This is a genomic window from Bartonella sp. CL435QHHD (assembly GCF_042195095.1).
Taxonomy (GTDB): domain Bacteria; phylum Pseudomonadota; class Alphaproteobacteria; order Rhizobiales; family Rhizobiaceae; genus Bartonella.
This window is the reverse complement of the sequence record NZ_JBHINS010000076.1, coordinates 242,855-268,120: the sequence shown is the minus strand read 5'-3', so window position 1 is coordinate 268,120 and position 25,266 is coordinate 242,855. Positions and strand designations below refer to the sequence as shown.

The 25,266-nt window shown below is 36.0% G+C and carries 14 protein-coding genes and 3 tRNA genes; 9 read left to right on the top strand and 8 right to left on the bottom strand.

Annotated features, from left to right (window positions below):
• Positions 1–1,363: 1,363 nt before the first annotated feature.
• Positions 1,364–2,584, top strand: coding sequence for an MFS transporter (locus ACFILH_RS06925; protein ID WP_375664215.1), 1,221 nt, complete (start codon positions 1,364–1,366; stop codon positions 2,582–2,584).
• 473 nt (positions 2,585–3,057) lie between these two features.
• On the opposite strand, the gene ACFILH_RS06920 is transcribed toward ACFILH_RS06925, so the two are convergent.
• From ACFILH_RS06920 to rplU, 4 genes are all read right to left on the bottom strand, one after another.
• Positions 3,058–3,147 (bottom strand) — tRNA-Ser (locus tag ACFILH_RS06920).
• Between the two features lie 1,543 nt (positions 3,148–4,690).
• On the bottom strand, positions 4,691–7,222 hold the full coding sequence (ptsP, locus tag ACFILH_RS06915) for a phosphoenolpyruvate--protein phosphotransferase (protein ID WP_375667560.1): 2,532 nt from the start codon (positions 7,220–7,222) through the stop codon (positions 4,691–4,693).
• Between the two features lie 1,406 nt (positions 7,223–8,628).
• Positions 8,629–8,898, bottom strand: coding sequence for a 50S ribosomal protein L27 (gene rpmA, locus ACFILH_RS06910; RefSeq protein WP_100130483.1), 270 nt, complete (start codon positions 8,896–8,898; stop codon positions 8,629–8,631).
• 12 nt (positions 8,899–8,910) lie between these two features.
• Positions 8,911–9,390 carry a 50S ribosomal protein L21 gene (rplU, locus tag ACFILH_RS06905; protein WP_375657955.1) on the bottom strand — a complete coding sequence of 160 codons (480 nt, stop codon included), beginning with the start codon at positions 9,388–9,390 and terminating at the stop codon, positions 8,911–8,913.
• 285 nt (positions 9,391–9,675) lie between these two features.
• Between rplU and ACFILH_RS06900 the strand changes: the two genes are divergently transcribed.
• Positions 9,676–9,765: transfer RNA gene (locus ACFILH_RS06900), tRNA-Ser, on the top strand.
• A 340-nt stretch (positions 9,766–10,105) separates the two neighbouring features.
• Here ACFILH_RS06900 and pgi read toward each other — a convergent pair.
• The 3 genes from pgi to ACFILH_RS06885 all read right to left on the bottom strand — a co-directional run bounded on the left by pgi (position 10,106) and on the right by ACFILH_RS06885 (position 16,231).
• Positions 10,106–11,770, bottom strand: a complete 1,665-nt coding sequence (gene pgi, locus ACFILH_RS06895; RefSeq protein ID WP_273790288.1) for a glucose-6-phosphate isomerase — start codon at positions 11,768–11,770, stop codon at positions 10,106–10,108.
• A gap of 190 nt (positions 11,771–11,960) precedes the next feature.
• Positions 11,961–15,095 carry an efflux RND transporter permease subunit gene (locus ACFILH_RS06890; protein WP_273790287.1) on the bottom strand — a complete coding sequence of 1,045 codons (3,135 nt, stop codon included), beginning with the start codon at positions 15,093–15,095 and terminating at the stop codon, positions 11,961–11,963.
• The gene (locus tag ACFILH_RS06885) at positions 15,092–16,231 is read right to left on the bottom strand and encodes an efflux RND transporter periplasmic adaptor subunit (RefSeq protein WP_375630490.1); all 1,140 of its coding nucleotides are present in this window, start codon (positions 16,229–16,231) and stop codon (positions 15,092–15,094) included. The genes ACFILH_RS06890 and ACFILH_RS06885 overlap by 4 nt, the downstream gene beginning before the upstream one ends.
• A 355-nt stretch (positions 16,232–16,586) precedes the next feature.
• Between ACFILH_RS06885 and ACFILH_RS06880 the strand changes: the two genes are divergently transcribed.
• The 4 genes from ACFILH_RS06880 (at position 16,587) to ACFILH_RS06865 (ending at position 21,693) form a co-directional block, all read left to right on the top strand.
• Positions 16,587–16,663 (top strand) — tRNA-Arg (locus ACFILH_RS06880).
• 754 nt (positions 16,664–17,417) lie between these two features.
• Complete coding sequence (locus tag ACFILH_RS06875; RefSeq protein ID WP_375642979.1) at positions 17,418–19,091, top strand: formate--tetrahydrofolate ligase; 1,674 nt, start codon at positions 17,418–17,420, stop codon at positions 19,089–19,091.
• A 187-nt stretch (positions 19,092–19,278) separates the two neighbouring features.
• Complete coding sequence (gene rpsU / locus ACFILH_RS06870) at positions 19,279–19,512, top strand: 30S ribosomal protein S21 (RefSeq protein ID WP_012754552.1); 234 nt, start codon at positions 19,279–19,281, stop codon at positions 19,510–19,512.
• Positions 19,513–21,132: 1,620 nt separating this feature from the next.
• A complete protein-coding gene (locus ACFILH_RS06865) occupies positions 21,133–21,693 on the top strand; it encodes an SH3 domain-containing protein (RefSeq protein WP_026500127.1) in 561 nt (186 codons plus the stop codon).
• 45 nt (positions 21,694–21,738) lie between these two features.
• On the opposite strand, the gene irrA is transcribed toward ACFILH_RS06865, so the two are convergent.
• Positions 21,739–22,251: an iron response transcriptional regulator IrrA gene (gene irrA / locus ACFILH_RS06860; RefSeq protein ID WP_375621953.1), complete on the bottom strand. Its 513-nt coding sequence runs from the start codon at positions 22,249–22,251 to the stop codon at positions 21,739–21,741.
• 232 nt (positions 22,252–22,483) lie between these two features.
• Here irrA and fabA point away from each other — a divergent pair, with 232 nt between their 5' ends.
• Genes fabA through fabI form a run of 3 tightly spaced genes read left to right on the top strand, consistent with a single transcriptional unit; the run spans position 22,484 to position 25,138 of the window.
• The gene (fabA, locus tag ACFILH_RS06855; protein WP_273722474.1) at positions 22,484–22,993 is read left to right on the top strand and encodes a 3-hydroxyacyl-[acyl-carrier-protein] dehydratase FabA; all 510 of its coding nucleotides are present in this window, start codon (positions 22,484–22,486) and stop codon (positions 22,991–22,993) included.
• 57 nt (positions 22,994–23,050) lie between these two features.
• Positions 23,051–24,271 (top strand): beta-ketoacyl-ACP synthase I, encoded by a 1,221-nt coding sequence (gene fabB / locus ACFILH_RS06850; RefSeq protein ID WP_375630494.1) that lies wholly within the window; start codon positions 23,051–23,053, stop codon positions 24,269–24,271.
• Between the two features lie 48 nt (positions 24,272–24,319).
• Positions 24,320–25,138, top strand: coding sequence for an enoyl-ACP reductase FabI (fabI, locus tag ACFILH_RS06845; RefSeq protein WP_273790282.1), 819 nt, complete (start codon positions 24,320–24,322; stop codon positions 25,136–25,138).
• The last annotated feature ends 128 nt before the right edge of the window (positions 25,139–25,266 follow it).

The following is a 25,266-nucleotide window of genomic DNA, read 5'->3' as shown; positions in this document are numbered from 1 at the left end:
AAAAGGCCTGAACCTTTTGATATTATCACAAAATCTCCTTTTTTAAGAAAATATAGCAAACTCCAAAATAGAGAATGGACGCAATATTTTCTGCAAGACAACACTATTGAATCCCTACCTTGCTCATATCATCTAATGAAACACGATAATGACTAAGTTTTCTAAAATTAAATTAAATAAAAATATTTATGATATATTAAAAATGATACTGCCAAAACAAGGCTCGATAGAGATTCAAAGGGATTTTCCAAAAAATACATAGAATGCAGTGTGTATGTATAAAACTTCTCAGGATGATCGTGTTAATAGCAATGTTTAGGGGGGCCTTTTTGGGAAAGATTGTACAGAAATTATGAGTATCTCTAGGAGAAAAAACGCTGATTTTTAGAACAGAGAGAAACATTGATTATAACAGTTTATTAGGCTAAACGCAGAATATTTATCCTAATAATTGATGATCGCATTGTAACAGAATAGACTTTTGATAATCATAAAGAAAAAGGTAGAGAGCGTGTTTCTTTTAGTTAAGAAAGAGTGTTGCTCATTTTTTTTCTAAAAGTAAGCAAATTCAAAGATAATTTTTTGTTCTTGTAGTGGTGAGAAAATAATTGTCGAAGTCAGTGAAGGGGAGATTCCAATAGATTGTTACAAAGTTTAATAAAAGTTGGAATACTTAAAAATTCTTAGTTCCTATGATGATTTAAGAATACCAGATTAGGATACGGAGAATTCAAGAGCTCAAAACTTTGTGATAATATTGGTTTAGAATTACATCTTGTTCATTCAGACGAGATGAGCCAATTATTATATGTCACAGAGACATATGGGTGGAAAATTTTAAAAAAGCTTATCCAGAATCTGACTTAAAGGTTATTGGAACTTTAGTAGTAAGATTGGCTTGGTCTCATGTCTCTCAAAAATTAGCAACCAATCTTGTTGTGACTAGACTAAATTTGGAAGATCTTCTCACTGAGCGTTTTTGTAATATTATGAAATGATAAAAATATTAATATTTCTTCTTGTCCCGGACACGAAGCCGGTGCTATTTGTATTTATTATCCGTTGCACCATTGTCCGAAATATATTTTAAGTGGTTGTCACTTGAAATATGCCTTGGAAAATTATTTGGCAAGAGAGCGTACCTATATGTATTGGAAAGTAATTTCCTATTATTTATCTCAATCTATGGGTACAACGTTGCCAAGTATAGAATTCATGCTGACAGATGACTTTCAAAAAATAAGTGCCTATAACGCATTTGAACTAAACTTTTATGAAAAACTGGAATTTAGTACCGAACCATATTCGACAATGGAGAAAATCATAAAATGGCTTGAGTCTCTGTTTAAAAGGAAAGAGGCTATTGCGTAATTCTGTTTTTCTTATGATTGTGATTGGTTGTTTGACGAGTTTTTGTGCTAGTGGTGTATTATCTATTGGCCTTTCTTTGTTACAATTCCAAGATACAACAGGAGAAGCGTCTGCTACTTTAAATGTCGTTAATTTAATCGCAATTGGAATTGCTGGCTTATGTTTGGGAAACGTGTTGGCGCACTATCAAGGCTTTATAATTGGGTTTTATAGTCAAATTATTTGCGCTTGTTTATTGTCTTTCTTATTATTTATGAACAATCCAGTACTTATTTTATTTGTATTTTTTTTACTTGCTCTCTTGATGGGGGCTGATAACCCAAATAACAATAGTGCCTTGAATCAGCTGGTTCCAGCTCCCAAACAAAAAGCTGGAATTTTTGCATTTTACACTAGTTGCTGTCAGTTTTTTGTTATTATATCCCCATTGCTTATATATTTTATAATTGCGCATTTGGGGCACAAAATAGCCATAGCCTTTATTGTATTTATCTATCTTTTGAATGCCTGCTTATGGTTTCGTATAAAGTCTATACAACAACTAAACAGAGCAAAAGAGCTATTAAAAAAGCCATCTCAAAAAGCTTATGGAGTTGGGTTCAGGTGCCTTTGGCGGATTTCTGCGTTGCGTTTTTTAACGATTAATCGTATTTTGAATAATTCTCTCTATACGGGGCCTATTGTTTTATTGCCACTTGTGCTTGCTTCTATAACATCAGATAATATAAAATTTACAGCTATTCAAAACTCTATTTTTGCTTTGTCAGCACTGGGTTTTGTGATCAATGGTCTTATCTCATCTTATTATTTACAGAAATTTCCATCTTTAATTCGTTTTTTTGTATGGGGGGCACCGGCTTTTGCCGTGATCGCAATCTCTTTTGTTTTATATTTAAATTTTACTCAATATTCCCTTTATATTATGGGGTTTTTATTAGGTATTGGGCAATTTTATTTTAGGATATCGGGAATAACAATTGGACAAGCTATCACACCTAATGAAAATTTAGCCGAGGTGATTTTGGCAGGCGATGCCAGTGTACGCATCATAACAGCTTTATTCTCTATTGTGCTTTTATATGCAGGAAAATTTTTTTCATTTTCTATATTATACGTCCTATGTGTATTTATAGGCTTTTGCGCCCCTTTATTTATTTTGCACGGACTATCTATTTACATACAAAGCTTAAAGATAAAAGAAAGCGCCGCATGAATGATATTCAATTATTATATTATGTTAGCCTTTTTTTGATTATCGTATAGATAAAAATGTTGTACAAATATTCATGACATTAATTTTAAATAAGCACATTGCGTGAGAAAAGCTGAGGTGTTTGTTACCTCTCATGTGGATAAAACGCATTTAGCCCGTTAAGCAACGAAATTGCAAATAGCACTATGATCACCATTAATTCTAAAAGCTCTACCAGAAGTTAGTGATAATGGCAAAAATCCTTTAATGATATTTGAAGAGATCGTTTATGCTAGATCAGGTTATCTCAAGATCGAGAGGAGAGGAGCTTAAAAAGTGTAAAATTCATGGAAATTCAACAGCAATTTCCAGGTGTACATAATGACAGGTATAGATTGGCGCGAACTGGTCAATTGCAACAGCAAAAAATCCTGCAAATGCTGAGCTTTTTAAACTATGTCATATCAAGCATATGAAAGTTCGTTTTAAATTAATGGCGGAGAGAGAGGGATTCGAACCCTCGATATGGTTTCCCATATACACGCGTTCCAGGCGTGCGCCTTCAACCACTCGGCCACCTCTCCAGAAGTTTGCACTATACCCAGAAAGAAATAACGTGCAAGTCTAAACTATACATTCAAAACCCAAAAAATAAATTCATTTATTAAAGTAAGAGCTTATATCTGTTGAATAACAAGCACATCCCTTCTTTTTAAGAAAAAACTTTTTTCGTGGATAGGTTTGTAGAATACAATAATGGGAATAAAAAGATTGTCACCAGTTATAAATTTTCATACTCATTTACGCACTTTCTGCTTCACAAAAAAATACTTCTCTTAAAATTGGCATACAGTCCATGGTTTTGCATAACCAAATAATTAATATCTCTCACTTAACACCATTGATTACCCTAATAATAAATAGAATAATAACGATATGAACTTCTTATATGTATATAATATTAAAATTGTTTATTCAGATAATAAATTTCATTTCAATAAAAATTGTTTTCAACCTTCTTCTTGCCTCCAAGGATGAAAATACTTAATCACTGTAACTTTGATTACAAACAACTCTCTCTTGAAATGAGATCTACCTGCTAATCACTTTTATGTTTCAGATAATATATAAATATTGATTTATAATAATAAATTATCGTTTATACGTCATAAGCGGGGATGGTATGTGGGAGAAGAACATTTTAAGAGAGGATAAGTGCCTCTTATGTATTTTTTCAAATAGCACGAATTCTTGCAACATTGAGGGCTGTAAAATAGTGTGATGGTGTCAGTTTTCTCTTTCATAGGATTACAGAATAAGCCCTACTCTAAATTCTCTATTCAATTTCACACTTCTATATTTAGTTGATACTAAAGAAAATAAAATTCAGACAAAAAAAACCTTTGCATTTTTAATTTAATATGTATGAATATATCTTATTTTCTGAAATGAAAAAATAGTCATTTTGGTCAAATACAAAATCATAAAAATGCAAACCTGTTTTCATTTTTACCATATACTTTTAAATTCAGCTTTACAGTTTTCAAAATATCTAAAGTAATCTCTATTATTTAAAAGAGATTACGTATTACTTCATACTTTTGATTATCGCATTCTTTAAGTGGGATATGGTCTCATAACAAAACAGAATACTCTAAAAATACTATTTTCTTTCTCATCCACACGTTTGTTAAAAAACATCTCTTAAAGCTTGTCACATCTACCTCATACGGTGTCTATGAATGGCATAAAATCTATTGGATAGCATCATCTTTCCTTAAATAAAAAGTAAAAGCCAAGTACCATCACGCTATTTATCACCTAATATTACAACATCCATTGCGATTTGAGAGAATGCATAAAAGGCATTTATTCTTTCTTAGAGTGTTTTTATCCATACATTACTCCTCTTTGTAATGTATAAAAGAATAATTTTTATTAATTTAATATAGAGAAATTTAAAACGAGAAAACCCTACAATATTTAAGGCTCTCATTATGTAACACGATAAATTACCATTACAAATTAATATGCTGCTTATAATTGTCCTAAAGGATAATGTTTTACAACACTAAAGATCTGATTAGTCTGAAAAATGAGCTCGTTTTTTCCCCTTAATGTTCTCTATCACCTTATATCCTTGCTTAGAGCACGTACAGCTCGTGCAGTTTCACATTGTAATGCTTTTTGTGCTAAAATTTTCATATCTTCAAAACTATGAGTCTGTAAACACGCCTTTACTGGAGAAATATCGCAAGATATCATAGAAAGCTCATTAATTCCCAATCCAGTCAAAATCATTGCACCAAAAGGATCTCCAGCCATACCACCACATACACTAACCCAACACTTATTTTGTGCAGCTCCCTGAATAGTCTGATAAATCATACGCAAAACTGCTGGATCAAGGCTATCAGCTTCAGACACAAGGTACGGATTTTGCCGATCAACAGCCATTGTATACTGTGTTAGGTCATTGGTTCCAATTGAAAAAAAATCAACATGGGCGCTCAATACATCTGCCATAATGGCCGCTGCTGGAACTTCGATCATAATACCAAGTTTTAATTTTGGTGCATCAATATCGTTGCGGATTTCCTCTGCAATCTTTTTTATAGCGACAATCTCTGAAACAGACATGACCATCGGAAACACAATCCATAGATCTCCGCCCTCTTTTGCTGCTCGATATAAAGCACGTAATTGAGGCACCAAAAGATCACGTCGACGTAACAAAAGCCGCGTTCCTCGAACACCTAAAAAAGGATTGTCCTCTTTAGATAAATGTAAATGCGTAACCTGTTTATCCCCACCAATATCAAGTGCACGAATAATTAATGGCTTATCTCCTACAGCTGTAATCATCGTCCGATATATATTAAATTGTAGCTCTTCATCCGGAATATGTGGATTCTCTAAAAACAAAAATTCCGTGCGCATGAGTCCAACACCTTCAGCCCCCAAATCAAGCGCAACAGGAACCTGATTTGCGTAGTTGACATTGGCCATGATACGAATTCTTTGACCATCTATCGTTTGCGCTGGTAATCTACACGCACTTATTTCACTGACACGTTTTTGCGCAACAATATCAATATGCCTTTGAGCATCTTCAACGTCTTCAAGCGTAGGATCAAGGTAAATAAACCCGTTATCGCCATCAATAATAGCCTGAATATCAGACTGAATCGCTAAAATATCATCACCTGTAGCAACAACCATTGGAATACCAAGAGTACGCGCCAAAATAGCTGTATGAGATAATGGACCTCCCCATGCTGTTGCTAATCCTTTTACCCTTGTACAATCAAGTTGTGCTACATCAGAAGGAGAAAGGTCATTTGTAACCAGAATTACACCATGTGGAATATCATTTAAAAAGAACGATCTATAGGATGGATTGATTTCACCTAAAACACGTCGACCAACATCAACTAAATTAACAGCACGTGCTGCTAACAAAGGATTATCTACCTTAAAAAACATATCTGAAAATTGACGAACCGCTCTATCCCAAGACCAAGCGACACCATGACCTTCCGCTATAAAACGACAAGCTTGAGCTATTAAATTTTCATCTTCAAGCAAAACCATTTGCGCAGAAAAAATTGCAGCAGAATCTGCTCCCATACGCACTGTAATATCAGAAATTACAGATGCCATTTTATGTTTTGTTTTTGTAAGAGCATTTTCAAGACATGCTGCACCAGCTGCAAAATCAATTGGCTGGTCTATTATGGAAATATCATTTTGCCTTAAAACAAAAATCTTACCAAATGCTAATCCTGAACTCGCTCCAACACCAGAAATGCCTTTTTGCATAGAGCGTGGATACCAACCATGAAAAGCCTTTGTTTGAGATTCCATTGCTCTCATCAGGCATTTTTCACTAATACTCACTTTTTTTGCAATAGCAATGGCATCATTGAGAAGTTGTGCTCCTTCTGAAGCATCTGTAGAAAAAATCAGAACATCACCGTTTTTTGCTCCTAATTGCAATAAACCAACCAAATTTTTCATTTCAACGGTATATTGACCATGGCGAACTCTGATGGAACTTTGAGCCTTTTTCGCAAAATCAACCCAAAGAGAAGCTGGTCGTGCATGAAGACCACTTGGATAATCTAAAGTCCATTCCTGACACACAGAAAGGTCACCAATAAAAGTTTTTTCTATCTTCATATTTTGGTCAAACAAAGTTGTAACAATTTGTTGTTTGTCCATAGTTGTTGCAAGTACTTCAAGCTGTTTTTTATCAAATAAAAGAGACGTCAATTTTTTACAAATTTCTCTATAGCGATCTGGACACGCTGCAATGGCAATAACCAAATATGCTTTCTTGCCATCCTGCCACTCAACACCAGCAGGAACCTGTATAACAGCAACAGCATCCTTGATAATTAAATCACGATTTTCAGCCATACCATGAGGAATGGCTATACCATTTCCAAGCCAAGTATTGGTTGTTTCTTCACGTGCAAGCATGCTTGCCAGATAACACTTATCAACTGCACCAACCTGCACAAGCAATTCAGCAGCAGCATAAATTGCATCATTTTTATGATCAAAAGCAGCTGCAAGTTGTACAGATCTTATAGACAAGATTTCACCATCAGCAAAATCTACATTCATTGCTTCTGCTTTCTCATATCTCATCATGAATTCAAATTGCCTCACATTTGAACACCAATATCTCTGACACATTCCTTTTCAAAGCTGCATTTCCCAAAATACAAGCTATAAATACCACCACAGCTTTATTTATATTTTACGGAATATAGCTAAGTGAGGTGCTTAAATACCTCAATATAACCGATAAAACAATTGGATATTATTATCTAGCGAAGTGCTTAAAACCATTATAAGCAAATCTGCCTCTTACTCTTTTACTTTACAAAGACAAAACCCCATTTTCTACAGAACCAATCACCTGAAAAACTATGTTTTCGAAACGCTCTCATTATCCTAAGTTATTCAACATAACTTTTCATTATTTTTCCTACAAGAAAGCATCCTTCCCAATCATCCGTAACTTCAGCTAATATTTTGATTGATTCCTCAAAGTTTATTTAACCTATTATCCCTCTTTATAAATTCATTACATAATTACAAATTGCTCCATGCAACTTATCATCTTTAAAATTCCGTGCTGCCCATCTTATGATATCAAACCCTCGATATATAATATTTATATATTTTAAGCTACACCTTTACTTCAATCAATATCGCAAATACACAATACTCTCTGTCGCACATTTGCAAAGTACGAACATCCCCCCAAGCACCATCATCAATTACTAAAATAAAGAAAAACTCTACAAATAAGATAAATAAAGTAAAAAATGAAACGCAATGATTGCCTTAACCCTAGCTCTTATGCTTATTTATTTTCAACAATACACAATAATAGTGAAATCAGAAAAAATATTCTTGAAGGGCGCTGATTGCGCGTTGGTTATTTTTATATCTTTAAACACCGTCCTCCTTAAAAATATAATTTCACTCTTGATTTACCGAAAATTCCTTAATGCATGTCACTTTCAAAGTAGTTTTGGCTGCCTTCTTATGGATTTTTTATCCCTATGTCTTTTTAAATGAATAGCCACACCTATCCACACTACCACCTAAAAACAGTATGACAACTCATCAATACCACAATGCCGATAAAAAGACCCATCTTTATCAAAATGATTACATAAAGAATGCTCTCATTAAATTTCTCATAATTTTCTGAAAACAAACTGCTTCTCTTATAAGAAATCACTAGACACTTCTTCATGCATAAAAAGAAAGTCTCTCTCACTATTATTATACAGAAATTTATCAACAAATTCTATCATAATATCAATATGTTCAGTACTAAATACTAACATAACATCGCACAAACTTTTTCCCTCATTGAGAAAAGCCATTTCCTCAATTCTACCTTTTTCGTATATCTTCTACATTTATTATAGTACCAACGCAAAAAGGGAAAGATAAGACTCTATCTTTCCCTTTTAATACTTATAAAACCACAACTATAATTCAATGAAATCCTGTTGATTGCTAGAGAGTGTTACAGATTACTCTGCTGCCTCCAGCATAGGAATGACTGAAACATAGGAACGATTACCCGCTTTGCGTTGAAAAGAAACCTTTCCATTTGATAATGCAAAAAGCGTATGATCTTTTCCAATACCAACATTGTTACCAGGATGCCAACGTGTACCACGCTGGCGAATAATAATATTTCCGGCAATAACGGTTTCACCACCAAATTTTTTAACGCCTAGACGTTTCGATTCTGAATCACGACCATTACGCGAGGAACCACCAGCTTTTTTATGTGCCATAGACGCTCTCCTTTAATCTTTCTTACTCTTTGTTGCTACAGACGCTTTCTTCTGCGGCGCAGTCTTTTTTTCAACCGTTTTTTTAGCCGTCTTCTCAATAGAAGCAGCAGCTTTTGTTTCTTGTGGTGTAGTTGCTTCTTCTTTTATCGGTTTTGCAGCAACTTTTTTAGGTTTTGAACCACCCATTAAAATTTCTAAAACACGAAGCCTCGTAAATTCTTGACGATGGCCACGCGTGCGTTTAGAATTTTGACGACGGCGCTTCTTAAATGCGATAACCTTGCGCCCACGTGCCTGTTCTAAAATCTCAGCTGTCACCAATGCATCAGCAACGACAGGGGTACCAATAACCGCATTACCTTCTTGCCCAACCATTAATATGTCATTGAATTCAACAACATCACCCGCATTTCCACTAACTTTTTCAACTTTTACCACTTGATTAGCAACAATGCGGTATTGCTTACCACCAGTTTTAATGACTGCGAACATTTTTTATCCTTCCGTTCACTCCAGCTCTTATTTAATTTCTGCCTTGAAATAAGGGAAAATAGGCTGCTTTTTATCAGTCGTAATAAATCTCAAAGAAGGATAAAACCTTCTTCAACACAAATATGCGCAGATTTCCCCACGCTTATATTTTGTATATATGAAGGAATTTCTATTCTCTGTCAATAAAGTCCCATAAAAAAGAAAAAAAGGTTGTACCAAAAACAATTGAAGGTTATCTACCCCTTATACACTCAAATAGTGCCGATTTTTGTTTCACTTTATTATGGAGAGATGGCTGAGTGGTTGAAAGCACCGCACTCGAAATGCGGCATAGGGGCAACTCTATCGGGGGTTCAAATCCCTCTCTCTCCGCCATTAATTTATAAAACGATATTATTAAAATGTCTTTAATCGTAGTTTGCCGGTTGTAGCTTGCCAGCGGGTTTTGTATAATTTGACACTAGATTTTGTACCAATTTATTTTTTTCGAAGGATTTTAAGGGGGGCTCAAAGGGTCTTCAAAGACCTCTCGAAGGTCTTTATCGTTTTTGCGAATAAATTCTCCTTTTTACAATTTTTGCACTTTTTTTATTTTCTGTTACATAAATCTAGTTCAGATAATAAGAGAACGCATAGTAAAATTAAAGAATTATCTCATATTTCTCTCTCATTCTACTTTTGCTTAGTTAGTGCAAAACCTACTGTCAAATTATATTTATTTTGCACGTCTTGCTTGAATATGTGCTAGCAACCCTAATGTTGAACTATCGCGATTATCCGCTTTACTTTCTCCACGAAGAATTGGTAGTAACTCGTTTGCTAATTCTTTACCAAGTTCAACCCCCCATTGATCAAATGAATTAATATTCATTAAAATCCCTTCAACAAAAGTACGATGTTCATAAAGTGCAATAAGACGACCGAGTGCAAAAGGTGTTAATAAATCTTGAACCAACGTAATGCTAGGACGGTTTCCTTTAAAACTTCTATGAAGTGCTAGATGATCTGCCTCACCCTCACCAACTCCATTTTTTATCAAGATATGCCGAGCATCTTCAATACTACGCCCCTTCATCAATGCTTTTGATTGTGCTAAACCGTTTGCTAGCAACATCTCATACATAGAATGTAAATTTTTCTCATGCCCTTTTATAAATAAAATAAATTCTACAGGAATAATATCTGTTCCTTGATGCAGAAGCTGAAAAAAAGCATGTTGACTATTTGTTCCTGAATCCCCCCAAACAATTGGACCACTTGAAAAACTTAATGGTTTTCCATCCAGCGAAACTTGCTTACCATTTGATTCCATATCAAGCTGTTGTAAATAAGCTGGAAAATGTATTAAACGCTGTGCATAAGGAATGATCGAACGTGATGAATAACCACAAATAACACGATGCCAAAATCCTAAAAGAGCAAAACGAATAGGAATATTTTTATGCAAAGGCATAGTTTTAAAATGTTGGTCCATTTGCAAAGCACCGTTGAGAAATTTGCGAAAATTTCCACCACCTATTGCAAACATAACAACAAGTCCAATGGCTGACCAAATTGAATAACGTCCTCCAACCCAATTCCAAAATTTAAAAACGCTTGTGGAATCTATGCCAAATTCTGCCACTTTATCAAGCGCACTTGAAACAGCAACAAAATGCGTACAAACGGCTTTTTCTCCTAAATGTGAACAAATCCACTGACGTGCAACTTGAGCATTTACCATTGTTTCAGCCGTTGTAAAAGTTTTAGAAGCAATGACAAACAGCGTTGTTGCTGGATTCAAAATAGAGAGAGTATCAGAAATATGGGCACTGTCAGCATTCGAAACAAAATGACACTGTGGACCATCATGATAAGGTTTTAAAGCGTATGTGACCATTGCAGGACCAAGATCAGAACCACCAATACCAATATTGACAATATCACTTATTCTCTCGCCACTGCTTCCCTTATAGCTTCCATCACGCACCTTTTCAGAAAATCTTTCCATATCTTCAAGGACGTCTTGAATATCGCGAATAAGATTATGACCATCCAACATGAAAATTTCATCAGCAGGTAAACGTAATGCAATATGAAGAACTGAGCGTTTTTCAGTTGTATTAATCGCCTTACCAGAAAACATTGCATCACGCCGGCCTAACACATCTGCTGCAACCGCTAAATCATCTAGAAGTTGCAATGTTTTAAATGTCACACCACATTTTGAAAAATCGAAAAGAAGATCATCAAGTCTGAGGGAAAAATGGGAAAAACGCTGTTCATCTTCTACAAAATGCCGACGAATATCATAGACCCCATCCTTTGCGGCATGGTTTCTTAAAGCTTTTAATGTGGCTTCAAAAGCCATTTCATTTCGAATCGAAAAGCTATCTCCCATAAGCTTATCCTATATGGTTATTGATAATGAAATCTATGCCCAAACAATAACAAAGCAGAAAGCATCTCTTTTATTACTCGCTATTTTCACTGCTCACATAAAAATGAAGGAATATACAAAATATAAAGGATAAGATCCGAAAATGATATTTTTACAAGAATAAACTTTCAAATCTTTTCTATCATATACATCATTTAACTTGATTGAGTTCTTTTGTTAAACGTAAATCTTCTTCTGCTTTTGGTCTTATAAAACGCCCTAAAAAAAGATAAACAACCGGTGTAACATAAAGCGTAAAAATAGTTGCTAAACCTAAGCCACCAACGATAACCCAACCTAAAGCTATACGAGCTTCTGCGCCAGCACCTTTGGCTAAAACCAAAGGAATACCTCCTAAAATTGCACAAATCATTGTCATACAAACTGGACGAAGGCGAATGTTTGCTGCTTCTTCTACGGCTTCACGCACGCTTCTTCCCTGATCACGTAATTGATCTGCAAATTCAACAATGAGAATACCATTTTTTGCCATAACACCAATTAACAAAATTAATCCAATTTGGCTGTAAATATTAAGACTCACACCACTTAATAGCATAGCAATTACAGCACAACCAATCCCTAATGGGACAGTGGCCATGATAATGAATCCTGAAATAAAGCTTTCAAACTGAGCAGCCAAAATCAATAAAATAATCAAAAAGGCAATGCCAAAAACAATCATAAAATTGGAAGATGTTTCATTAAGCGTTTCGGCTTCCCCTAAGGGAACCAAATAGGTTCCTTTTGATAACAAAGGAGAAGCAATTTTCTGTACAGTTTGGTAAGCTTCCCCTAAAGCGATATCTGGAGCAAGATTTGCGCTTAAAACAACAGCATTCATGCGTTTTTCCCGTTTTAATTGAGGAGCAATAGCTTTTTCATGTAAACGCGCAATAACCGATAAAGGAACATATCGATTGTCTTTGGTTTTTAAAAAAATATTTTCTAAATCGCTAGGACTCTTCATAGAATTTGTACGCGATATCAATTTAACATCGTAAGAATGATCATCCACGTTAATGGAACCAATCTTTTTACCATCCAACATTGTTTGTAATGTATCGCCCAAATTGGCGATATCAATCCCTAAATCGGAGGCTTTTTTTCGATTGATTTCAATAAAAAATTGCGGTTGTGTTGCATCAACAGTAAGGCGTGGGCGAATAAAACGCGGATCATCTTGTAAAGCACTCACCAGCTTATCAGCAATGGGTTGTAATGTTGCATAATCATTGCCAAGAATTGCAAATTGCAACCCTTGCCCAGTTCCTCTCACACCCAAAGAATTTCCCTGCGCAGCAAATACAAAAACTGCGGGAAACTGTTTAACCTTTGCATTAATATCTTTCACGATTTCTTGCTGACTACGTAAACGTTTATCCCAAGATGAAAGCAATAAAATCAAAAAAGCAGTATTGGGTGAACCGCCAGCACCCGCGATAGAGTAACTGTTAGCAATCTCCCCTGCATCACGTAATGGCTGTAGACTTGCTTCAATTTGCTCTATTTGCTCGTTCAAATATTGTGTTGAAATACCTTGTGGTCCATTAATAACCAAAAAGATCACAGCTCTGTCTTCTGCTGGCGTTAATTCCTGTTGTAGCTTCGTATAGCCTCCAACACAAAGACCCCCAAAAATAAGTGAAGCAAAAACAACAGCCCAAGGCTTTTCTAAACACTTATGCAAACTGTAAGTATATGCCTTATGAAAAAAAGTACCTAATTTATATAAAAAAGCAAAATGATGGGACTCTTCCTCTTTATCCTCAATATGTTCTTTGAGAAAACGTGAAGCCAACATGGGACAAAGCGTTAAGGCAACAACTGAAGAAAGCAAAATAGAAATTGCCAAAACAAAACCGAATTCTCTAAAAAGCCCTCCAACTTGCCCAGGAAGAAAGGAAATAGGAACAAACACAGCCACTAATGTCAGTGTTGTTGCTAAAACAGCAAAAAATACTTCACGTGTTCCTATCACCGCTGCTGCTCTGGAACCTAATCCCATGTTGCGCCACCGAACAATATTCTCAAGAACAACAATGGCATCATCCACAACAAGCCCTGTTGCTAAAACAAGTCCTAAAAATGTGAGAATATTCAATGAAAACCCTACAAGATAAATAGCCGCAATGGTACCAATCAAAGCGACAGGAAGAGATACAGCAGGTATCAGCGTTACACGAATGTCTCTGAGAAAAAGAAAAATGACCAAGATAACGCTCAAAATAGCAATGACCAATGCAACTTCAACCTCATGAAGAGCGCTTTTAATAAAAATTGCATCGTCATTAATAACGTCTATATGTACAGAAGAAGGAACAATACTTTTGAGATTATCAACAACGGCTCTCACACCTTCAGAAATATTAAGAGTGTTGGATTGTGCTTTACGCACGATACCTAATCCAATACCTGTCTTTCCATTGATACGAAGAATAACTGTTTCTATATCCGGCGATAAAGTAACATGCGCAACATCACCAAGATGCACATGAGGCTTTAAAACAACTTGTTCAAAAGATTCTGGTGTTGTTAAACGTGCAGTAGCACGTACAACTAAAGTTTGCTTAGAATTGCGTAATGACCCTACTGGCACATCTGTTGTCATATCAGCAAGAACACGTGAAATATCTGCTACAGTTAATCCATAACTTGCAAGTTTTGCTTGATCTATATCAATCTGAAAAATCTTTGTGCGAGCACTATCGACCTGTACATCACCAACACCATCAACAGCAGAAATTGCATCAACAATCTGATCGTTTACAATCGTGGTTAAATCATCAACACTCATTGTTGGTGACGTCACAACCAAATACATCATGGCAGCAGCATTCGAATCTGCTTTAATAATCAAAGGCGAATCCGCATCTTTCGGTAAAGAATAGGTAATACGGGAGAGAGCATCACGAATATCAGATGCCGCAACATTCAAATCAACACCAACATTAAAATTAATCTGTACACGGGAGCGCCCAAAAGAAGACGTTGAAGAAATCGTCTTAACACCTGAAACACGAGAAACGGCATCTTCTATAACTTTTGTAACTTCACGATCAATTGTTTCTGCCGACGCACCAGAAAACACCGTCACAACCGTCGTTACGGGAGTATCAACATCGGGTAATTCTCTTACATCAACATTTAACCATGCTGCAAATCCTGCAATGATGATCATAGCATTTAAAACAAAAGTAAAAACCGGTCTGCGAATAAATAAGGTAATGAGACCACCTTGCTCCACCTTTGACGTAGGCTGTTTTGTGCTCAATTCTTGGCTCATTGTATATCCGTTCCGTAAACTGCTGGTAATTGCTGTTGATGAGACTTTGGATCATCAATCGTTACTTTACTTCCTGGATAAAGCATTTGCACCCCTTGAATGACAACTTGATCACCATTTTCTAGGGGTGCTTTTACGAAAACTTGATCTGCTTTATGCTGAATAATTGATACGGGTATAGCCTCTACTTTCCCTTCTCTCACACGCCAAACGAATGACCCTTTACTATTCCATTGAACTGCAAGAGGATTAACGACAGGAAAAGAACCACCATGAAATTGCAAGGCAACAGAAAAGGACATACCAGACATGAGCGTATCTTTTTCATTATTGATTTCAACCTGAACATGAAGTGTGCGACTTTCTGGATCAACGATATTATCAATCGCATAAATATGACCAACAAAAGACATATCTGGCTGCGCGACTAACGTTGCCGTTACCTCATCTCCTTTATGGATGCGCGACACATATCGTTCAGGGGCCCATATATCGACCAAAATACGTTCTCTATTCTCAATACGGCCTATTACAGTATTAAGGGTCACGTTATTCCCCGCATCAACGGGCAAAATACCAACAACTCCAGGAATCGGTGCTCGAATTGTTCGCCGATCGAGATCTAATTCAGCATTACGCAAAACTAAATTTGCGTTATCCAACTCTAAGCGTGCCATAATTTCTTGAACTTCCGTTGCTGTATTGCTGGCGCGTAATTTAAGAATGCGCGAAAGCGTTAACGCATTGTTATCACGTTGCACTTTTGCTTTTGCAGCCGCTATTTCTTCTTTTTTAGAATCAAGCTTTGCAATCACATCATCGGCTTGTACTTTTGTACCTGCTGATACAAAAAGCTTATCAATAACACCTGAGGATAAAGGGGTAAGCTCAACTTCTGCAAGAGCTTTTCCACTCCCTAAAACGTTAAGTTGTTCATAAAAATCTTGAATTTTTACAAGATCAACGACAACATTTACCGGTGGCCTTCCCATTTTTCCATTTGAAGTTTTATCTGATACTTTTGTTTTATCCACCATAGAAATGGGTTGTTCTGCACTCTTTTTTCCAGCCCAATAAGTAACCGTTAAAACAACGATTAAAAACACTAATGGAAAGCTCTTTTTTAATAACGCCATACATCCGCCCTTGCTGTGTCATGTTTATCTGAAATAGTTTTCAACAGTAATATCGGCGTTTTACACAAAAACCCAACAGCGGGTGTGTGTGTCTTACCCCCACCGCAAAAAACAGATCTCATCTCTGCTTGATTATCTTTCATCTATAAAAACGTCAAGTTAACTATCGTTCATATTGCTTTGTATGGTCACAACAAAAAAATGTTCATATCAAAACCAACTGAAGCCATAATATTTTTAAAATATCTCATAAAAAAGAGAGATTTTTTTATTACTATCCAAGTTTCACTTGCATTTCTTTAATGAAACGATTAGGAACCCTTTGTCTTAGACAATGTAAAAAATTGAAATATATGCACCCGTAGCTCAGCTGGATAGAGCACCAGACTACGAATCTGGGGGTCAGGAGTTCGAATCTCTTCGGGTGCGCCATCTATCAATATCTTACTTATAAAGCAGACTTTTTAAATTCTTTATTTTGTGATTTGTTTTTATCTATCTTTGTATTTTGTTATTTCATTCTGTTGTGAGTCGTTTCTTTAGCCATTTTGCTAGAATAAGATGTTATGAGTCCTTCAATTCAGCCCTAAGGGCTTTTATTAGCTAATAATCGTAGCGATTGCATGAGTAGCGTGTATTGTTGTTTTCTTTTTTCAATCTATGCGCTTGTTTTTGGTCTCTTCCGGATTATACTCTCTAATCAGTTAGGTAATTTTTTACGTTCTTATTTCTAACTGTTCCATAACTGGATGTTGCTGGATATTTTATTCCTAGCAGTCCCATCTTAAGAGTGACTTCAAATGTGCCGCCATAAATTCCGGGTTACCACCATGTGAAACTTTTTCAGTGTGTTATTGGAAAGAATAAATAAACTACTTCTCAAACGTACCACTATAAAACACTTATGGTATCCATTAATATCATCAGCATTTTGTTGCAAACCACAGCTTCTTTCTGCAATATTTTTAATTGAATTAAACGTATTTTTACTGCTTAAAAGCAAAGTGATTCTTTTTCCTAAAAAACAATAAAACTCTTCTTGTGCTTCTTTAGCATTATCTCTTGCATGGCATATCATCGACTTCTATGATATCTTAATATTTTCTGTTCTCTATGAATTTTTCTAATTAACCCATGGGGTACAGATCTCGAATATTAATAAAAGATAAATTTAAAGAATTTTTCCATGCCTAAAACTGATATTGAAATTGCTCGCACTGCTAAAAAGCAACATATTGTTGAAATTGCACAAAAAATTGGTATCTCACATGAAAATCTCATTCCCTATGGCCATGATAAAGCTAAAATTTCTTCTGAATACATAAAATCGCTTAATAAAAATCCAGACGGTAAACTTATCCTTGTCACAGCTATCAATCCCACACCTGCCGGAGAAGGCAAAACAACAACAACAGTTGGACTAAGTGATGCTCTTAATCTTATTGGTAAAAAAACAATAGCTACCTTGAGAGAACCGTCTTTAGGTCCCTGTTTTGGTGTAAAAGGTGGTGCTGCTGGTGGTGGTTATGCGCAAGTCATTCCAATGGATGACCTTAATTTACATTTTACCGGTGATTTTCATGCTATTACAGCTGCTCATAATCTTCTTGCCGCAATGATAGATAATCATCTTTATTGGGGAAATACTCTAAACATTGATCCACGTCGCATTGTTTGGAAACGCGTTCTTGATATGAATGACCGTGCATTGCGCGATATTGTCATTTCATTGGGGGGCATAACAAATGGTTTTCCACGTCAAGCAGGTTTTGATATTACTGTTGCATCAGAAATTATGGCGCTTCTTTGTCTCTCTGAAAATTTAGAAAACCTTACACAAAGACTCAAAAAAATTATTGTTGCTTATCGTTATGATAAAACGCCCATCACCGTTGCTGATCTCAATGCGGAAGGTGCAATGGCAGTTCTTCTCAAAGATGCTATACAACCCAATCTCGTACAGACAATTGAAAATAATCCTGTTCTCGTTCATGGAGGACCTTTTGCCAACATTGCTCATGGTTGCAATTCAGTTATAGCAACAAAAACTGCTTTAAAACTTGCGGATTATGTTGTCACAGAAGCAGGGTTTGGAGCAGATCTTGGAGCAGAAAAGTTCTTCAATATCAAATGTAGGCAAGCAGGTATTGTACCAAATGCTACAGTGATCGTCGCAACTATTCGTGCATTAAAAATGAACGGTGGTCTGGATAAAAATAACCTGACAGAAGAAAATATTACCGCTTTAGAAAAAGGAGCTGCCAATCTTTTACGACACATAAAAAATATGAAGCACTACGGTATTCCTTGTGTTGTGGCTATCAATCATTTTGACAGCGATAGCGATGCTGAAATAAAAACATTACAAAAAATAGTTGCAACAACTGGACACAAAGCTATTATCTGTAAGCATTGGGAACAAGGTGGAAAAGGCGCTATAGAACTTGCACAAGAACTCGTTACCTTGATTGAAAAGCACGATTCTGATTTTAAAGTTCTCTATCAAGATGATATTCCACTCGTTCAAAAAATTAATTGTATTATAACAAAGCTATACGGTGGACGTGGCGCCATCATCTCAGCCCCTATTCTCAAACAACTTGAATCTTGGGAAAAAGAGGGGTTTGGCGTCTACCCTATTTGTATGGCAAAAACACCTTATTCTTTTTCTTCTGATCCCAAGCAATACGGCGCTCCTGTTGATTTTGAAATTCCCATACGAGAAGTTCGTCTCTGTGCGGGAGCCGGTTTTATTGTTGTCATTTGTGGAGATGTTATGACCATGCCGGGACTACCCCATTATCCCGCGGCTGAAAAAATTCATCTTGACGAAAATGATCAAATACAAGGACTTTCATAAATTTATAACCGTAAATTCTATCATTCATTATAAAAAGCGTTTTATTGTAAAAAAAATAGAATTTTAAAAAGCGATATAGACAAATGTCTTATTTATATGATATAAGTGCTTGTCCTTTTGGATATGCCTTTAAAAGGACGTAGGTTTTTTCCTATCATTTATGACACTGAAAAAAGCAGGATAGATAGTGCAAGTACTCGTTCGTGATAATAATGTTGACCAAGCGCTCCGTGCGTTGAAAAAAAAGATGCAGCGTGAAGGTATCTTCCGTGAAATGAAAATGCGTAGTTATTATGAGAAGCCATCTGAGAAGCGTGCTCGTGAAAAAGCTGAAGCTATTCGTCGTACACGTAAGCTTGCTCGTAAGCGTGCACAAAGAGAAGGTTTTGTTAGTAACGGACGAACTGTTGCGGTAAAGTAATATACTTTATGATATTATATAACTGCATAACCAATAGGTAATAAGCTACTAGAAAATTTTTCTTCATAGGCGATTGCAATAAATTGCTTGTGTGTAGGTTTTTGTGTACAATGTTATCTAATATGTTAGTTATTTGAAAATAATAAGATTTCTATCATAAAGGTGGTTTTTATTTCACTCTTATATTTTAAAAATAGATAACAAACTACACTTTAGATATTTAAGCGACTTTTTCCTATGTGAATTGAGTGTGAGGTGTTTTATTATCACTTTTCACTATAATTTTCTCCTTCTGGATATCTCTTACATCACTGCTTCTTATGTACAAATTTCATGATGAACTTCTTTTTTGTCATTAAATATTCTACATCTTTCGATCATCCTAGATCTGATTACAAAACAAAAATAACTATCGCAATATGCGATTGTGTGTAAAATATAATATCAAATTCATAATCCTCTTTCCCTTCAGTTATGTAACGAAACGATATAATTCCATAACTTTTTATATCTCTTGATTCTGTCTCTCTAAAGGATGACGAATTTCAACCACTGAACTATAAATTCTTTTTTCTTGATAAATTTCTTCTATTCATCACTTATGTAATTACCCTCATAATTGTATCGAATAAGCCCTTCTATTTCTTTCAACTTTCGTCTATACTGAGTTAGAGAAAAAGAAATTTGACAATAAACAGAGAAAACACTGTATTTTAAGATGGATGAATGTGCCTTTTATTACCATTGTTGATGGAAATATTTTTACAATTTAAATAACGAGTTAAAGTTTTTAACGCAGTGATTTGTTATTATAAGTAATTGTTTTTCATATTAATTAATAATTCTGAATAACGTAAAGTTTCTCAATGCCTTCTCATATTGAATCAATCAAGATTATCTTCTTGTACATCATAAGCGGGATCCGTATGCAAATAGAATAAAAGCTATTTAAGAAAAAACAAAAATGCTTCTTATGAACACTATAAATAATAGGAACTGCATAACATTGAAAGCTGGTAAATAGAACGATGAAGCCCGCTTATCTACCATACGGATAAGCATTATCATGGCATAAGATTAGAGTGTAGCAAATTTTATAAATGGAATTATCACGAAAAAGTGTCCTGTTAAAATTAGCCCTTCATATATCAATCTACTCTATAATGTAGCTCATATTTTTACGCTTAAATGTTTTATTTATCGTATTATTTTGTTCATTCAAAACTTCTTTTCAAGCCACACAATAATCCCTTTCTGAACAGCTCTTTGTTCGTAGTATGCATACATGCACTTTTACTTCGAGAAACAAACTCAGAAAAGAGATGCAATACTTTAGCCCTAATTTCCTGTACAAAAACTGCTAAGGCTCCAGTAATACTTTACTGTTTTATCACGCGTACAGCTACATAAAAATCCAATGTTTATTTATATCTATCCCCTCATAAAAAAGATACGCACTAAGAAATACAAGCTTTTGTTTTCCTTATTTTGATATTTTTGTAGCAATTTTTTCATCGTTTAGATCTCTTTAACGAGCAGTGTGTCATACTTTTTATCAGTTTCCAGTCTTATCTTTCAGATTTTAAATTTCCAATATATGATGAAATAAAGGAGTTCGGTGTGCAAAATTCTCGTTGGTTTCGCGTTTCAATACTCGCATCATGTATCTTAATAGCAACAGTCATTGTATTAGGTTCACCTCATTTGTTGCATGCACAAACATTTAATCAAAATTTAGGGCCCAGTGGTTTACCACTTCCGCGATTTGCTTCGATTAAACCCACCAGCGTTAATGTACGCGTCGGACCAGGAAGCAACTATTCTATCATTTTTACCTACAAAAAGAAGGGATTACCTATTGAAATCATTCAAGAATATGATCAATGGCGCAAAATTCGTGATGCAGAAGGCGATGAGGGGTGGGTGTATCAATCGCTTTTATCGGGAAAGCGAACTGCCATAACTATTCCATGGCAAAAAGATAAAACTAAAAGACTGATGCTACGAAAAAACCCCACCGACAACGCAGAACTTGTAGCAGAAGTAGAACCTAATGTCATTGGTAATATCCGCCAATGTGATGGACAATGGTGCGAACTAAATATTAATAATACGCGCGGATGGCTTCAACAACCACAGTTATGGGGAATCTATCCTGATGAAAAAGTAAAAGGCTGGTGAATACTCAAACTCAATAAGTTTAATTTTATTCCTTATTGAATATCCTCACTGCCTATCACAAGATCGATTTTTTGGTTTCAATCGCACGATTAAATCAACATGTGAAATTTCCATACCCTCTGGTGGCTTAGGCAAATTTCTAATAATGGGAGATTCTTCCAAATTGTAAGGAATATCAAGAATACGATTTTCACCTTCTATATAAAAATGGTAGTGATCAGAGGTATTGGTATCAAACCAAGTTTTTGAGCCCTCTACGGCAATAATCCGTAATAATCCCGCTTCCGTAAATTGATGAAGCGTATTATAAACCGTTGCTAAAGATACAGGTACACCTGCCCTCACCGCTTCCTCATAGAGCTCTTCAGCAGTAATATGACGATTTCCTTGAGAAAAAATCATATGTGCAAGTTCCAACCGCTGACGTGTTGGACGCAGACCATTTTGACGCAAACGTTTTTCTAACATAGAAATGGAATAATATTGCACAATTTTTCCACACTCTTTTGTGCACTGTTGCTCTTCATTCATATCTAAATTGTCTGCACTCACTGACATATTACAAACCCAAATACATTCCTGCTAAATAAGATCAAAATACAAAAAAATGGGAATAGTATGGTGTAATCTTGTATTCCATTTTTAAATAATTACCTATGTAGAATACATAAAAAAAGGCTTTTGTCATTAAAAATGATATAAAATCATTTCCCTCTCTTTAAAATTTGCTCTAAAAGTAGGTTGGGAAAAGCGCAGAAATTAAAGATATATGCAAATAAATGGAGTAACAATGGCTGAACAAAAGTCTCGCTACACATATGAAGAGCTTCTAAGCTGCGCTCGCGGCGAAATGTTTGGTAGAGGTAATGCGCAATTGCCAGCACCGCCAATGTTGATGATTCATCGAATCACTCAAATTAGTGAAACTGATGGTAAATACGATAAAGGAATGGTTCGCGCCGAATTTGACATTACACCAGACATGTGGTTCTTTAATTGTCACTTTATAGGCGATCCCGTCATGCCAGGATGTCTCGGACTGGATGGTATGTGGCAATTAACAGGTTTTTTTCTTGGTTGGCTAGGCGAACCAGGAAAAGGAAGAGCAATATCAACAGGTGAAGTAAAGTTATCAGGGATGGTAACTCCACAAACCAAAATTCTTGAATATGAAATAGATTTTAAGCGTATTCGACGTGGAAATTTAGTCTTAGGAATAGCTGATGGGTGGCTAAAAGCAGATGGAGAGACTATTTATAAGGCGAATGATTTACGCGTTGCTTTATTCAAAGAAGATTGAACGTTATTTCCGTCAGAAAGAACTTTTCACTATTCTGTATGGAACGAGGAGGTATGAATGCGTCGAGTTGTTGTAACCGGAATGGGAATTGTCTCCGCGATTGGAAATAACCCTAGAGATGTTTTAACCAGTTTACGTGAAGCAAAATCCGGAATTTCTTACGCACCTCAATATGCCGAATTAGGCTTTCGTAGCAGAGTTTATGGCAAACCCGATATTAATATAGAAGAACTCGTAGATCGACGTGCTCTACGTTTTCATGGGCGTGGAACAGCATGGAATCACATCGCCATGGATCAGGCGATTGCTGATGCGGGTCTAGAACCGCATGAAGTATCGAACGAACACACGGGTATTATTATGGGTTCTGGAGGTGCTTCAACACATTCAATCGTAGAAGCTGCTGACATTACACGCCAAAAAGGCCCAAAACGTGTTGGACCTTTTGTTGTCCCTAAAGCGATGAGTTCTACAGCATCTGCAACATTAGCAACTTTCTTTAAAATAAAGGGAATCAATTATTCAATCTCTTCAGCTTGTGCTACCTCCAATCATTGTATTGGTAATGCTTACGAAATGATTCAATATGGTAAACAAAAGCGCATCTTTGCCGGTGGCTGCGAAGATTTGGATTGGACACTATCTGTTTTATTCGATGCCATGGGCGCTATGTCCAGCAGATATAATGACATTCCTCACAAAGCTTCACGTGCTTATGATGTTAATCGTGATGGTTTTGTCATTGCTGGAGGGGCTGGCGTTTTAGTCCTTGAAGATTTAGAACTTGCTAAAGCACGTGGTGCAAAAATCTACGGAGAAATCGTTGGATACGGTGCGACATCCGATGGACATGATATGGTTGCCCCATCAGGAGAGGGAGCGGAGCGGTGCATGCGCATGGCTCTTGCAACAGTCAATAATAAAATTGATTATATCAATCCCCATGCGACAGCAACTCCTGTTGGTGATCCTCCTGAGATAGAAGCTATCCGTCGTGTCTTTGGAGCAGGTGATCAATGTCCCCCCATTTCTGCTACCAAGTCTCTAACAGGACATTCCTTGGGAGCAGCAGGTGTTCACGAAGCAATCTATACATTGTTAATGATGAATCATAATTTTATTTGTGAAAGTGCCCATATTGAAGAACTTGATCCAGCTTTTGCTGATATGCCAATCGTTCGTGAACGACGTGATCATCAACAACTGAATACCGTATTGTCGAATACTTTTGGCTTTGGCGGTACCAATGCAACGCTTGTTTTCCAACGTTATGTATAAACAAAAGCTCTTAGTAATTGAAAAAAGTACGGTCTTACGGAGAATAATATGAAAGGTTTGATGGAGGGCAAACGCGGCCTTATTATGGGAATTGCGAATGACCATTCAATTGCTTGGGGCATTGCCTGTCAGCTCGCACAAGCAGGAGCGGAATTAGCGTTGACTTATCAAGGAAATGCTTTTGGAAAACGTGTTCATCCCCTAGCAGATAAACTTGGGTGCAAATTAGTGCTAGAGTGTGACGTTGAAAAAAGTGAAAATATTGATTACGTCTTTGAGCAACTTGAAAAAGAATGGAAAACAATTGATTTTATTGTCCATGCCATTGGTTTTTCAGATAAAACTCAGCTAAAAGGGCGTTACGTTGATGTTACAACACGTGAAAACTTTCAACGCACGATGGTTATTTCAGCTTATTCCTTTACTGAAATTGCTCAGCGCGCGGGTAAGCTTATGCCCAATGGAGGAACACTTTTAACTCTTACCTACGGTGCTTCACAGCAAGTTGTGCCTAATTATAACATCATGGGTGTTGCTAAAGCAGCTTTAGAAGCTATGGTACGTTATTTAGCAGCGGACTTTGGTCCTCAAAATATCCGTGTCAATGCGATTTCCGCTGGTCCTGTTAGAACTTTAGCAGGTAATGGTATTGCAGCTGCGCGGGCAATATTTTCACATCAACGCCGTAATGCCCCATTACGGCGTACCGTAAATATTCATGAAATTGGAAAATCTGCTCTTTATCTACTCTCTGACTTATCATCAGGTGTTACAGGTGAAATCCATTATGTTGATTCAGGCTATAACATCATGTCTATGCCAATACTTGAAGAACTGAAAAAAAGTGACGATTCCCAAGAAGAATAAAATTTATTTCATTGCACTAAAAAAGAAAATAAATCATGTACATAGTGCTTTAATCGGGTATTGAGTACTTTCTCAGCTATATAATAGTGTATTGACTTATAATAATATGACGTAAGGCATATGTGCAA

Excerpts from the sequence above, each read along its gene's own strand:
- ACFILH_RS06875 (WP_375642979.1), top strand. The coding sequence starts at position 17,418 with ATGCCTAAAACTGATATTGAAATTGCTCGCACTGCTAAAAAGCAACAT.
- irrA (WP_375621953.1), bottom strand. The coding sequence starts at position 22,251 with ATGTCAGTGAGTGCAGACAATTTAGATATGAATGAAGAGCAACAGTGC.
- pgi (WP_273790288.1), bottom strand. The coding sequence starts at position 11,770 with ATGGGAGATAGCTTTTCGATTCGAAATGAAATGGCTTTTGAAGCCACA.
- ACFILH_RS06890 (WP_273790287.1), bottom strand. The coding sequence starts at position 15,095 with ATGAGCCAAGAATTGAGCACAAAACAGCCTACGTCAAAGGTGGAGCAA.
- fabA (WP_273722474.1), top strand. The coding sequence starts at position 22,484 with ATGGCTGAACAAAAGTCTCGCTACACATATGAAGAGCTTCTAAGCTGC.
- rplU (WP_375657955.1), bottom strand. The coding sequence starts at position 9,390 with ATGTTCGCAGTCATTAAAACTGGTGGTAAGCAATACCGCATTGTTGCT.
- ptsP (WP_375667560.1), bottom strand. The coding sequence starts at position 7,222 with ATGATGAGATATGAGAAAGCAGAAGCAATGAATGTAGATTTTGCTGAT.
- ACFILH_RS06885 (WP_375630490.1), bottom strand. The coding sequence starts at position 16,231 with ATGGCGTTATTAAAAAAGAGCTTTCCATTAGTGTTTTTAATCGTTGTT.
- fabI (WP_273790282.1), top strand. The coding sequence starts at position 24,320 with ATGAAAGGTTTGATGGAGGGCAAACGCGGCCTTATTATGGGAATTGCG.
- rpmA (WP_100130483.1), bottom strand. The coding sequence starts at position 8,898 with ATGGCACATAAAAAAGCTGGTGGTTCCTCGCGTAATGGTCGTGATTCA.
- fabB (WP_375630494.1), top strand. The coding sequence starts at position 23,051 with ATGCGTCGAGTTGTTGTAACCGGAATGGGAATTGTCTCCGCGATTGGA.